This is a genomic window from Citrobacter sp. Ce129 (genome assembly GCF_030334545.1).
Classification (GTDB): domain Bacteria; phylum Pseudomonadota; class Gammaproteobacteria; order Enterobacterales; family Enterobacteriaceae; genus Citrobacter; species Citrobacter europaeus.
Genome location: NZ_JAOWDS010000048.1, coordinates 97,605 through 110,620, shown reverse-complemented (window position 1 = coordinate 110,620; position 13,016 = coordinate 97,605). Strand labels below are relative to the sequence as shown.

12 protein-coding genes are annotated in these 13,016 nt (G+C 50.6%); 11 read left to right on the top strand and 1 reads right to left on the bottom strand.

The window, feature by feature from the left end; genetic code table 11:
* From OGV77_RS01645 to roxA, 6 genes are all read left to right on the top strand, one after another.
* Positions 1-1,746, top strand: a 1,746-nt coding sequence (locus tag OGV77_RS01645) for a RecE-related exodeoxyribonuclease (protein WP_286502543.1), incomplete at its 5' end; no start/stop codon positions are given.
* A gap of 283 nt (positions 1,747-2,029) precedes the next feature.
* On the top strand, positions 2,030-2,245 hold the full coding sequence (gene xisR / locus OGV77_RS01640) for an excisionase family protein (RefSeq protein ID WP_057068670.1): 216 nt from the start codon (positions 2,030-2,032) through the stop codon (positions 2,243-2,245).
* Positions 2,245-3,531 carry a site-specific integrase gene (locus OGV77_RS01635; RefSeq protein ID WP_286502544.1) on the top strand — a complete coding sequence of 429 codons (1,287 nt, stop codon included), beginning with the start codon at positions 2,245-2,247 and terminating at the stop codon, positions 3,529-3,531. Before xisR ends, OGV77_RS01635 begins: the two co-directional genes overlap by 1 nt.
* A 73-nt stretch (positions 3,532-3,604) precedes the next feature.
* A complete protein-coding gene (gene phoP / locus OGV77_RS01630) occupies positions 3,605-4,276 on the top strand; it encodes a two-component system response regulator PhoP (RefSeq protein ID WP_003846709.1) in 672 nt (223 codons plus the stop codon).
* Positions 4,276-5,739, top strand: coding sequence for a two-component system sensor histidine kinase PhoQ (phoQ, locus tag OGV77_RS01625; RefSeq protein WP_043015991.1), 1,464 nt, complete (start codon positions 4,276-4,278; stop codon positions 5,737-5,739). Before phoP ends, phoQ begins: the two co-directional genes overlap by 1 nt.
* Positions 5,740-5,831: 92 nt before the next feature.
* On the top strand, positions 5,832-6,953 hold the full coding sequence (gene roxA, locus OGV77_RS01620) for a [50S ribosomal protein L16]-arginine 3-hydroxylase (RefSeq protein ID WP_003030786.1): 1,122 nt from the start codon (positions 5,832-5,834) through the stop codon (positions 6,951-6,953).
* 103 nt (positions 6,954-7,056) lie between these two features.
* Here roxA and pepT read toward each other — a convergent pair whose 3' ends face one another.
* Positions 7,057-8,283 (bottom strand): peptidase T, encoded by a 1,227-nt coding sequence (pepT, locus tag OGV77_RS01615; RefSeq protein WP_043015990.1) that lies wholly within the window; start codon positions 8,281-8,283, stop codon positions 7,057-7,059.
* Between the two features lie 250 nt (positions 8,284-8,533).
* Here pepT and potA point away from each other — a divergent pair, with 250 nt between their 5' ends.
* The 5 genes from potA (at position 8,534) to OGV77_RS01590 (ending at position 13,003) form a co-directional block, all read left to right on the top strand.
* Positions 8,534-9,670, top strand: coding sequence for a spermidine/putrescine ABC transporter ATP-binding protein PotA (potA, locus tag OGV77_RS01610; protein WP_043015989.1), 1,137 nt, complete (start codon positions 8,534-8,536; stop codon positions 9,668-9,670).
* Positions 9,654-10,511 carry a spermidine/putrescine ABC transporter permease PotB gene (potB, locus tag OGV77_RS01605; protein ID WP_043015988.1) on the top strand — a complete coding sequence of 286 codons (858 nt, stop codon included), beginning with the start codon at positions 9,654-9,656 and terminating at the stop codon, positions 10,509-10,511. The genes potA and potB overlap by 17 nt, the downstream gene beginning before the upstream one ends.
* A complete protein-coding gene (gene potC, locus OGV77_RS01600) occupies positions 10,508-11,287 on the top strand; it encodes a spermidine/putrescine ABC transporter permease PotC (RefSeq protein WP_003030794.1) in 780 nt (259 codons plus the stop codon). The genes potB and potC overlap by 4 nt, the downstream gene beginning before the upstream one ends.
* A 27-nt stretch (positions 11,288-11,314) precedes the next feature.
* Positions 11,315-12,361 carry a spermidine/putrescine ABC transporter substrate-binding protein PotD gene (potD, locus tag OGV77_RS01595; protein ID WP_003030797.1) on the top strand — a complete coding sequence of 349 codons (1,047 nt, stop codon included), beginning with the start codon at positions 11,315-11,317 and terminating at the stop codon, positions 12,359-12,361.
* A gap of 135 nt (positions 12,362-12,496) precedes the next feature.
* Positions 12,497-13,003, top strand: a complete 507-nt coding sequence (locus tag OGV77_RS01590; RefSeq protein WP_047412000.1) for a methyltransferase family protein — start codon at positions 12,497-12,499, stop codon at positions 13,001-13,003.
* The last annotated feature ends 13 nt before the right edge of the window (positions 13,004-13,016 follow it).

Below are 13,016 nucleotides of genomic sequence, written 5' to 3'. Positions count from 1 at the left end.
GCGCTTGAAAAAGATAGTACGCTTCCGGTTTATGTTGCTTTTAAACAAGCCAAGAATAAAACAATAGCAAAAACATTACTGCATGCGGATTTTATACAGTTCGCGCCAGATTATGCTGATGATTATTTTGCTCCCAAGGTATGGGAAGTAGAGGAAGGAATGTTCTGCACTGTTGAAGGGCAGTTCTATACCGACCTCTTCACCGGTGACATTATCTGGAATGCTGAGAAAGGCGAACCAGAGCGCATCATCGTTGGGCCAGAGCTTGCTGGCGGAAATGAACAACTTAATGCTGACTCGACAGAAGACAAAATGAAACCAGTGAAAGAGCTGGATGTGCTGGCCCGCGCATACTGCCTTGCGGTGTTTGGTGCCATTGATGAAATCACCCCTTCTCAGTATGGCCAGTTAATCGACATGCTGAATGATGATGAATTTAGCCCTTTACGTGAACAGGCAGAGGGTCTTGCCAAAGAACCCCGCATTCTTGCCATGCTTCCTGAAAAACAGACCGAATGCCTGGCCTGGGTGCGTCAGAAGGCGCGCGACAATGCTAAATGGCCAGACTATAAAAACCTGTTTACCCAATGGGTTGATACCCCGCCCGATAAACGCGAGCCAATAAAGTGTGTTCAGAGTGGCACCAGGAGCAGTGACAAGCCAACCATGAGCGAACTTGCTACCAGACTGCGCTATCGCACAGCCATGGGAAAATTATCCCGATCCATGGATTTCGACGTGTGCAGCCCTCCAGTTAGCATTGAAATGCGCATCAATACCATGCTGTGCAGTAAAAATGTCGAGATTGATGACTGGTGTGCGCCATTTTCACGAACACCGGGTATTCATGATTATCACCCGGCTTCCATCGTGGCCATCATCAAAACCGCTGATGAAAAACTTCATATTTACCCTGGCGAACTTCGCCAATACATCGATAGCTGCATTGCGGGTTTTGACTGCGTTAATCCACCACAACTGGTCATTGATATTGCTTGCGGCCGTACGTCTGCCCCGCTGCCACAAAAGAATGATGGAGCAAAATCTGATGGTAAAACCGAACAGACGTTACAGGACGAAAATTTACCACCAGCAGTCTGCCCGGCTCGCGCTGCAGAACTCGACAGGGAACTGGATGCAGCATTTGCCAATAGCACCTCAAATGAGGGCGAAAAAACGGAAGTGACCGAACAGGAAGACGACCGACCACTTCTGGATGATCATGAAATTGAGATTGCCCACGCGCTGAATGACCTGCTGTCCGGACGTACTGACATTATGGGCAAAGAAGAAGCAGAAGGCGTTGTGGCATGCACTGGTCATATGATCGCTGACGTTCTTCCTCTGCTAATCATCGATATCGCCACCACTGAATTTTGTCTGTCGCCCAATTTCAGCGATGAAGAAGTTCATGATGTCGCAACGACAATTCTTGATAGCTGGTCTGATGATGCTGCCGTACGTCAGAAAATCGCCCTCGATGCGATCGTAGAATATCGTCGCCCGGAACCGCCAAAACCGGTGGTGATGGATCCTCCCGTGGTTACCGTTAAGCCGAAAAAGGAACCAGAAACAGTATTTGCGCCAAAACCTACCCCGATGGCCCTCACCTACCGCCAGCAACTGACGCTCGCAGCACTGCAAGGGATGTGTGCAAACCCGGCATACCGCGGTGATTTTGACGAATTGCCGCACATGGCCGCAGCGTTGGCCGCTGGGGTTATAAGTGCGGAGGTGGAGCAGTGACAGAGAATTTAACCGGCGATGAAGCCCTGATCCGTTCTCTGCACCTCTGTGATGATGGATGTGACTGGACGTCCTGGCATTTATGGCGAATGGGAGAACGCAGGCGCATAAGTGAACATGTTTTCACGCGGCCACCAGTTCTACAGCGCGCTATACAGCCGAGCATGAAACTCAAGAAAAAACGGTGCCAAAAACGAAAGGCAAAACCAACTACTGATTTTTGATTATCAATATTCGCCAGCTGCAGCATGTACTGTTGTGGCTGGCGGCATCGGAGTTATGTATGTCGCAACTCATTTTCAGCGAAGAGTGGATGGTTGAAGCGCGACTAACAGAAAAGACCGGCTTGTCTGAAAGACAAATTAAAAGTTATCGGTTGAATTTGTGGATCGAAGGCGTGCATTTCAAACATCTGACAGCTCTCGGGGAAACTAACAATTCTAAAGGTCTGCTTTGGTACAACTATCCAAAGATTAACCAATTAGTACAGGAAGCATGATGGACTTTCCAACCGGCGTTGAGCTGCATAATGGAAAAATACGGATCACATTTACCTATCGCGGCAAACGTTGCCGCGAAGTCCTTCGGGGCTGGACGGTGAACAGCAGCAACATCAAAAAAGCTGGAAATCTTCGCGCGCTCATAACAAGTGAAATACAGTTCGGTAAGTTCGACTATGCGAAACGTTTCCCGGAATCCAAAGCACTTAAGAAGTTCATCACAACCAAAAAAATCACCACGTTTAAAGAGTTGAGTGATTTTTTTACAGACACCAAAGCCTTAGAGGTATCTGGTGCAACACTGCTCTCGCTTACTTCGGTCGTAAATACGTTACTGCGTATAATCGGAGAAAATACCCGTCTGGTAGATATTGAGCATTCCGACATTTTGCATTACCGAAAGGAGTTATTGATCGGGACAATTATTAACCCGGCAATGCCGAATCTGGCCAGGCAGGGCCGCGCGCCCTCAACAGTCAATAAACAGATGGCAGTTTTATCAGAAATGCTTAAGCTCGCAAACCGAAGCCAGTTTATATTGCATGCTCCTTATGAAGGAGTGTCGCGACTCAAGTTATCTAAAAATGATCCCGACCCACTTTTACTTCATGAGTACCAGGCACTGATAGCCGCCCTTCCCCGTAGCCAGGCATTAATCATCATTGTTGCCGTACATACGGGGATGAGGCCGGGCGAGATATGCGCCCTGGCATGGGAAGATATTGATTTGGTAAAAGGTGAAATCCACGTATCCAGAAGTTTGACGAATAAGCGAGTATTTGTGCCTCCTAAGACAGATGCCGGAATAAGGACGATAACGTTGCTTAGACCTGCTCTGGATGCACTGAAGGAACAATACGAAATCACCGGCGCTAATCCGAAGCAAGAAATTCGATTTCACCATCGGGAGATCGGAAAAACTGAGCAGCAATCTCTTCGCTTCGTTTTTTCACCGACAGCATATTCGTCAAAAAAAGGCAGTTACTTCTCCAAGAACTCGATTGCCTATGGCTGGAAGCGAGGCACTAAACTTGCAAATATCCGCGAAAGGAATCCTTATCAGTCACGGCATACCTACGCATGCTGGACGTTGATGGCCGGAGCGAACCCGTCATTCATAGCGAGTCAGATGGGACATGAAGATGCGCGCATGGTGTACGAGGTTTACTCCAAGTGGATTGGCGACATGAACCAGGATCAGGTCAACATGCTGAACAATCAGATGCCAACAGCACTGCCCCCAGGGCGCCCCCACGGGCAGGGGAGCATGAGAAAAGTTATTTAATTTCATAGCGCTGCTTTCAATCCACATAATCAGCGTTAAACTATTCATACCGTTATTTTAGGGAGAAAAGATGATGCGCGTATTGGTCGTCGAGGATAATGCTTTATTACGCCACCACCTCAAGGTTCAGTTACAGGATTTAGGGCATCAGGTGGATGATGCAGAAGATGCGAAGGAAGCGGACTATTATCTGAATGAACATTTGCCGGATATCGCGATCGTTGATTTAGGACTCCCCGATGAAGACGGTTTATCCTTGATCCGCCGCTGGCGCAGTAATGAAGTTTCGCTGCCGATTCTGGTGTTAACCGCGCGTGAAGGCTGGCAGGACAAGGTGGAAGTACTCAGCGCCGGCGCTGATGATTACGTCACCAAACCGTTTCACATTGAAGAAGTGGCTGCGCGCATGCAGGCACTGATGCGTCGCAACAGCGGTCTGGCATCGCAAATTATCTCCCTTCCGCCTTTTCAGGTGGACCTCTCTCGCCGCGAGTTATCCGTCAATGATGAAGTTATCAAGCTCACGGCGTTTGAATACACCATTATGGAAACGCTCATCCGTAATAATGGCAAAGTGGTGAGTAAAGATTCGCTCATGCTGCAGCTTTATCCGGATGCCGAGCTGCGTGAAAGTCACACCATTGATGTTTTGATGGGCCGTTTGCGTAAAAAAATTCAGGCGCAATACCCGGATGATGTCATCACCACCGTGCGTGGCCAGGGATATCTTTTTGAACTGCGCTAATGAATAAATTATTGCGTCATTTTTTTCCATTATCGCTGCGGTTGCGCTTTTTACTGGCAACCGCAGGCGTGGTGTTGGTGCTTTCGCTGGCCTACGGCATGGTTGCCCTGGTGGGCTATAGCGTCAGCTTTGATAAGACAACATTCCGCCTGCTACGGGGAGAAAGTAATCTGTTCTATACCCTGGCAAAGTGGGAGAACGGCAAGATAAACATCGAGCTGCCTGAGAATCTCGATATGCAAAGCCCAACAATGTCACTGATCTATAACGAAAGTGGTGAGTTGTTGTGGGCGCAGCGCAATGTTCCCTGGCTGACGCAAAGTATCCAACCGGACTGGCTAAAAACGAACGGCTTTCATGAAATTGAAGCCAATGTAGACGCCACCAGCACCTTACTGGGCGAAGATCACTCTGCTCAGCAGCAGTTAAAAGAAGTCAGAGAAGATGACGACGATGCCGAAATGACCCACTCGGTAGCAGTGAACGTCTATCCCGCCACCGCCAGAATGCCGCAACTGACTATTGTGGTTGTCGACACCATTCCTATTGAGCTAAAACGCTCGTATATGGTCTGGAGCTGGTTTATTTATGTGCTGGTCGCCAATCTGTTGCTGGTCATTCCGCTGTTATGGGTGGCCGCCTGGTGGAGCCTACGACCTATTGAATCGCTGGCGCGTGAAGTCCGTGAACTTGAGGAACATCATCGTGAGATGCTAAACCCCGCCACGACACGCGAACTGACCAGCCTGGTCCGCAATCTTAATCGGCTTTTAAAAAGCGAACGCGAGCGCTACGACAAATACCGCACCACGTTAACGGACCTCACCCACAGCCTGAAAACACCGCTGGCAGTTTTGCAAAGCACGCTCCGCTCAATGCGTAATGAAAAAATGAACGTGAGCGATGCAGAACCCATTATGCTGGAACAAATCAGCCGTATTTCGCAGCAGATAGGCTATTACCTGCATCGCGCCAGTATGCGTGGCAGCAGCGCCCTGCTCAGCCGCGAACTGCATCCGGTCGCGCCGTTACTGGATAAACTCACCTCGGCACTGAATAAAGTGTATCAGCGTAAAGGCGTTAACATTAATCTCGATATCTCACCCGAAATCAGTTTTGTGGGCGAGCAGAACGACTTTGTCGAAGTAATGGGTAACGTGCTGGATAACGCCTGTAAATACTGTCTGGAGTTTGTCGAGATTTCAGCGCAACTGTCCGAGGATCAACTGCATATTCTGGTTGAAGATGATGGCCCCGGTATTCCGCAAAGCAAACGGGAAGTGGTGTTTGACCGTGGACAACGCGTAGATACGCTACGTCCCGGACAAGGCGTCGGCCTGGCGGTGGCGAGAGAAATCACCGAGCAGTATGACGGACAGATTATTGCTGGCGACAGCCTGCTGGGTGGCGCGCGTATGGAAGTTATTTTTGGCCGTCAGCAGCCGGGTCAGAAAGACGAGTAATCGTCGCATGTAATAAATATGTACTGACTTCACGCTTGAGGTTAAGTATCCGTTATAATCGGTTGCAGATACCAGCCTGCGGGATGCTCATTATGGAATACCAACTCACACTTAACTGGCCCGATTTTCTTGAACGTCACTGGCAGAAACGCCCGGTGGTCTTAAAACGCGGGTTTAACAACTTTATTGATCCACTCTCTCCTGACGAACTGGCTGGACTGGCAATGGAAAGCGAAGTCGACAGCCGACTCGTCAGCCACCAGGACGGTAAATGGCAGGTGAGCCACGGTCCGTTCGAAAGCTATGATCATCTCGGCGAGAACAACTGGTCATTATTAGTGCAGGCGGTCAATCACTGGCATGAGCCAACCGCCGCGCTGATGCGCCCGTTTCGCGAACTGCCGGACTGGCGCATCGACGATCTGATGATCTCCTTCTCCGTACCCGGCGGCGGCGTTGGCCCACACCTGGATCAGTACGATGTGTTTATCATTCAGGGAACCGGACGTCGTCGCTGGCGCGTGGGCGAAAAACTGCAGTTGAAGCAGCACTGCCCTCATCCGGACCTGCTGCAGGTCGACCCGTTTGAAGCCATCATTGATGAAGAGCTGGAACCCGGCGATATCCTGTATATTCCACCAGGATTCCCGCACGAAGGCTATGCGCTGGAAAATGCGATGAACTATTCGGTCGGTTTTCGCGCGCCAAACACTCGCGAGCTGATCAGCGGATTCGCCGATTACGTTTTGCAACGTGAATTGGGCAGCACGTATTACAGCGATCCTGACCTGCCGCCGCGCGATCACCCGGCTGACGTTCTGCCGCAGGAGATGGACAAGCTGCGCGAAATGATGCTCGGTCTGATTAATCAGCCGGAACATTTCCAGCAGTGGTTTGGCGAGTTTATCTCTCAGTCTCGTCATGAGCTGGATATTGCTCCGCCGGAGCCACCCTATCAGCCAGACGAAATTTACGATGCCCTGAAGCAAGGGGATGTATTAGTGCGTCTGGGTGGGTTGCGCGTATTGCGTATTGGCGACGACGTCTACGCCAACGGTGAGAAAATTGATTCGCCGCATCGTCCTGCCCTGGAAGCGCTGGCCAGCCATATTGTGCTGACAGCTGAGAATTTTGAGGATGCGCTGGAAGATCCGTCTTTCCTTGCCATGCTTGCCGCGCTGGTCAACAGCGGGTACTGGTTCTTCGAAGGATAATGCGGACAGTGCCTGATGCGACGCTACGCGTCTTATCAGGCCTACTGGAGAGCAATATTCCAGGCCGGATGGCGCTCCGCTTATCCGGCCTCTGTCAATAAATTTACTGCTGCTTCGCGGTGAGCTGCGCAATACGCACAATCACCTGCACCGCCTTTTCCATTCCTTCCAGGGTTACAAACTCATGCTTACCATGATAGTTATAGCCGCCGGTGAACAGATTCGGACACGGTAACCCCATGAATGACAGCTGCGCGCCGTCAGTGCCGCCACGAATGGGTTTCAGCACCGGTTCAATATCGCAATCGCGCATCGCCTTTTGGGCGATATCCAGAACGTGTGGATGCTCAATCACTTTTTCGCGCATATTGTAGTAGCTGTCTTCAATCACCAGTTCGATATAGCAGTCCGGGTGTAATCCTTTGCCGACCTTTTTGGCAATATCCATGATCTTGCGTTTACGCGCTTCAAACTGCTTGCGGTCAAAATCACGGATGATGTAGTGCATATCCGCCCGATCAACCGTCCCTTTCATGCTCGCCAGGTGATAGAAGCCTTCGTAGCCTTCCGTCGTCTCCGGGCTTTCGTCTGCCGGAACTTCCGCATGAATACGCGCCGCCAGCGACAGCGCATTCACCATCACCCCTTTTGCGGTACCGGGATGCACATTGTTGCCGACAATTTTTATATTAACCGACGCGGCGTTGAAGTTTTCAAACTCCAGCTCCCCTACGCCACCGCCATCAACGGTGTAGGCCCACTGCGCATCGAATGCCGCAACGTCAAAATGCTTCGCCCCTTTGCCGACCTCTTCGTCTGGCGTAAAGGCCACGCGGATATCACCGTGCGGAATATCTTTTTGGATAAGCACAGCCAACGCGGTCATGATTTCCGCCACACCTGCTTTATCATCTGCGCCCAGCAGGGTTTTACCGTCTGTGGTGATCAGCGTCTGGCCCAGAAGTTGATGCAGTACCGGAAACATCACCGGCGACAAAACTTCATCACCAATGCCTAACGCAATATCGCCGCCGCGATAGTTTTCAACGATTTGCGGATTAACGTTTTTACCGCTGAAATCCGGTGAGGTATCCACATGGGAAATAAAGCCGATCGCGGGAATATTGCCAGCAACGTTAGCGGGCAGCGTCGCCATCAGCGTCCCCTTTTCGCTCAGTGAAATATTAACCAGCCCCATCTCTTCGAGCTGTTGTTTGAGCAGTTGTAATAACTTCCACTGTCCTTCGGTGCTGGGTACCTGCCGCACGCCCGATTTTGATTGGGTGTCCAGCGACACGTAGTGTAAAAAACGCTCAAGTAGTTTATCCATGCAGTCACCCTCACTTTTTGTGACAACATTATCAATAAGCAACAAAAGACAAATATTGCGTCAGGTCACTTTTATCCCCGCAAATGAGAATATTTCGCCCTGACATCCCCTCTGACTATAGGGCTAAGTCAGTAATTAGCAACAAGGATTGGCGATTACCATGGTTTGCCGTAGAATAACGGCCCTCATTAAGAGTCATCAAGGTGGTTAACCACAAACCCCGCATCGGTCAGCCATCCGTTGCGTTTACATGGGACAGAGTAAAAAATTGAATAAACAACCGCGTTCGCTTTCTCCACTGGTGCAATTAGCGGGAATTCGCAAAAGTTTCGATGGCAAAGAGGTGATTTCCAGCCTGGATTTGACCATCAATAATGGCGAGTTTCTCACGCTGCTCGGCCCCTCTGGCTGCGGTAAAACAACCGTTCTTCGCCTGATAGCCGGCCTGGAAACAGTTGATTCCGGTCATATTATGTTGGACAACCAGGACATCACTCACGTTCCTGCGGAAAACCGCTACGTGAACACCGTCTTCCAAAGCTATGCCTTATTTCCCCACATGACCGTGTTTGAGAATGTGGCTTTTGGCTTACGCATGCAAAAAACGCCCGCAGCCGACATTTCTCCCCGCGTTACCGAAGCTCTACGTATGGTGCAACTGGAAGAGTTCGCCCAGCGAAAACCGCATCAACTCTCCGGCGGACAGCAGCAGCGCGTAGCGATTGCCCGAGCTGTGGTCAACAAACCCCGCTTACTCCTGTTAGATGAATCCCTCTCTGCGCTGGACTACAAACTGCGTAAGCAGATGCAGAACGAACTGAAAGCGCTGCAGCGTAAGCTGGGTATCACTTTTGTCTTTGTCACACACGATCAGGAAGAAGCGCTGACCATGTCAGATCGCATCGTGGTGATGCGCGATGGTAAGATTGAGCAGGACGGTACGCCGCGCGAAATCTACGAAGAGCCGAAAAATCTGTTCGTCGCCGGATTTATCGGCGAGATCAATATGTTTAACGCCACGGTGATAGAACGTCTGGACGAACAGCGTGTTCGTGCTAACGTTGAAGGCCGCGAGTGCAATATTTATGTTAACTTTGCGGTGATTCCCGGGCAGAAGCTGCACGTTCTGTTACGACCTGAAGACTTGCGCGTTGATGAAATCAACGATGATAATCATATCGAAGGCTTGATCGGCTACGTGCGTGAACGCAACTACAAAGGCATGACGCTGGAGTCGGTTGTGGAACTGGAAAATGGCAAGATGGTGATGGTCAGTGAATTCTTCAACGAAGACGACCCTGACTTTGACCACTCTCTCGACCAGAAAATGGCGATTAACTGGGTAGAAAGCTGGGAGGTCGTACTGGCTGATGAAGAACACAAGTAAATTCCAGAGTGTGGTGATTGTCACCATTGTCGGTTGGCTTGTGTTATTTGTCTTTCTGCCCAACCTGATGATCATCGGCACCAGCTTTTTGACCCGCGACGACGCCAATTTCGTCAAAATGGTCTTTACGCTGGAAAACTATACGCGCCTGCTCGATCCGCTCTATTTTGAGGTGCTGGTTCACTCCCTCAATATGGCGCTGATTGCCACGTTCGCCTGTCTGGTTCTCGGTTATCCGTTTGCCTGGTTTTTGGTGAAACTGCCGGAAAAAGTGCGCCCATTGCTGCTGTTCCTGCTGATTGTTCCGTTCTGGACCAACTCGCTTATTCGCATCTACGGACTCAAAATTTTTCTCAGCACCAAAGGCTATCTCAACGAGTTTCTGTTGTGGCTTGGCGTTATTGATACTCCCATTCGCATCATGTTTACCCCCAGCGCAGTGATTATCGGGCTGGTGTACATTCTGCTGCCGTTTATGGTGATGCCGCTCTATTCCAGCATTGAAAAGCTCGATAAACCGCTGCTGGAAGCCGCACGCGATTTAGGCGCCAGTAAACTTCAGACTTTTACCCGCATCATTATTCCGTTGACGATGCCGGGGATTATCGCCGGATGCCTGCTGGTTATGCTGCCCGCAATGGGCCTGTTTTACGTTTCCGACCTAATGGGCGGAGCAAAAAACTTGCTGATTGGCAACGTGATTAAAGTTCAGTTCCTGAACATCCGCGACTGGCCGTTCGGTGCCGCCACCAGTATTACCCTAACCATCGTGATGGGTCTGATGCTGCTGATCTACTGGCGCGCCTCCCGCTTGCTGAACAAGAAGGTGGAACTCGAATGATCGGTCGACTGCTTCGCGGCGGTTTTATGACCGCTATCTACGCGTATCTGTATATTCCAATCATTATCTTGATTGTGAACTCCTTTAACAGCTCGCGCTTTGGTATCAACTGGCAGGGTTTCACCACCAAATGGTACGGCCTGCTGATGAATAACGACAGTCTGCTGCAGGCGGCGCAGCACTCGCTGACGATGGCGGTGCTCTCCGCCACGTTCGCCACGCTGATCGGCTCACTTACAGCGGTCGCACTGTACCGCTACCGCTTTCGCGGCAAGCCGTTTGTCAGCGGCATGCTGTTCGTGGTGATGATGTCGCCGGATATCGTGATGGCGATTTCTTTACTGGTGCTGTTTATGCTGATCGGTATTCAGCTCGGTTTCTGGTCGCTGCTGTTCTCGCATATCACTTTTTGTCTGCCTTTTGTGGTGGTGACGGTTTACTCACGCCTGAAAGGTTTTGATGTACGCATGCTTGAGGCGGCCAAAGATCTCGGCGCCAGTGAAGTGACTATTCTGCGCAAGATCATACTACCACTGGCTATGCCTGCCGTAGCTGCAGGCTGGCTACTGAGCTTTACGTTGTCGATGGATGATGTCGTCGTTTCGTCCTTCGTTACCGGGCCGGGTTATGAAATTCTGCCATTAAAAATCTACTCGATGGTTAAGGTCGGCGTATCACCAGAGGTGAACGCGCTGGCGACCATTTTGTTGGTTCTGTCGCTGGTTATGGTGATCGCCAGCCAGCTTATTGCACGTGATAAAACCAAGGGCCGCTAAGGCCCTTAATTCAGGGGACGTTAAATGATGAAAAAATGGTCACGCCACCTGCTCGCGGCGGGTGCTCTGGCACTGGGCATGAGCGCCGCTCACGCGAATGACAACAACACGCTCTATTTCTATAACTGGACTGAGTACGTGCCGCCAGGGCTGCTGGAGCAGTTCACCAAAGAGACCGGCATTAAGGTTATCTATTCGACCTACGAGTCGAATGAAACCATGTACGCCAAGCTCAAAACCTATAAAGACGGTGCGTACGATCTGGTGGTTCCGTCTACCTATTACGTCGATAAAATGCGTAAAGAAGGCATGATCCAGAAGATCGACAAGTCGACGTTAACCAACTTCCACAACCTCGACCCGGAAATGCTCAATAAGCCGTTTGACCCGAACAATGACTACTCCATCCCGTATATCTGGGGTGCAACGGCCATTGGCGTTAACAGCGATGCCATCGACCCGAAAACCGTAACCAGTTGGGCCGATCTGTGGAAACCGGAGTACAAAGGCAGCCTGTTATTAACGGATGATGCGCGTGAAGTGTTCCAGATGGCGCTGCGCAAACTGGGATATTCCGGCAATACCACCGACCCTAAAGAGATTGAAGCCGCCTATAACGAGTTGAAGAAGCTGATGCCTAACGTCGCGGCGTTTAACTCTGACAACCCGGCCAACCCGTATATGGAAGGCGAAGTTAATCTGGGAATGGTGTGGAACGGCTCCGCGTATGTGGCGCGCCAGGCGGGTACTCCACTGGAAGTGGTATGGCCAAAAGAAGGTGGCATTTTCTGGATGGACAGCCTTTCTATACCGGCTAACGCCAAAAATAAAGAAGGTGCGCTGAAGCTGATTAACTTCCTGCTGCGCCCGGACGTGGCGAAAGAAGTTGCGGAAACTATTGGTTATCCGACACCAAACCTGGCAGCGCGTAAGCTGTTAAGTCCTGAAGTCGCGAATGATAAAACGCTCTACCCTGACGCAGAAACCATCAACAAAGGGGAATGGCAGAACGATGTGGGTTCCGCCAGCGCTATCTATGAAGAGTATTATCAGAAGCTGAAAGCAGGACGCTAATACTCGTGCAACCCGGCAGGCCTCGATGCGCCGGGTTGCTACCTGCCAACCCGACTTTTACGTCTTTCGACTGACTCCCGCTCTCCAGTTTCTGGCTATGCTTACAGTATTCCAGGTCGGCTTCTGAGGCTTCCAATGGCAACGCTCTGGCTGATACTTGAATTGGCTAATCTGATCGTATTTACGCTGGTGATCCTCCCTCGTAAACAGCCGGTAAACGCTCGTCCTTTGCTGCCCATCACCGCAACCCGCCTGCTACGACTCACTTTTTTAATACCGATCCTGGTTTTTGGCTACAGCCTGTTTTTCAATCATCAGATTGGCCCGGTGGAGTGGGGATGTCTCATTCTGGCGATCGTCGGTAACGCGCTGGTCATCAAAGGAAAATGGGATTTAGGTGAAAGCCACACGTGGACAGGCTACTATTTACCCAGCGCCAAACGGGTTACGCGCGGTATTTTTGCATGGATTGCACACCCCATGTATACCGGAATTATTCTGGTGATTATCTCGTGCAGCCTCGTCTACATTACCCGGCTGCCCGTGTGGCTGAGCGCGTTGGCGCTGATCTGTTGTTTTTACATCGCAGGATTTTTGATTATGGCGGCCCTGCGTGAGGACCGCCAGCTTGTACAAACTTAAGTAATATTGCCCG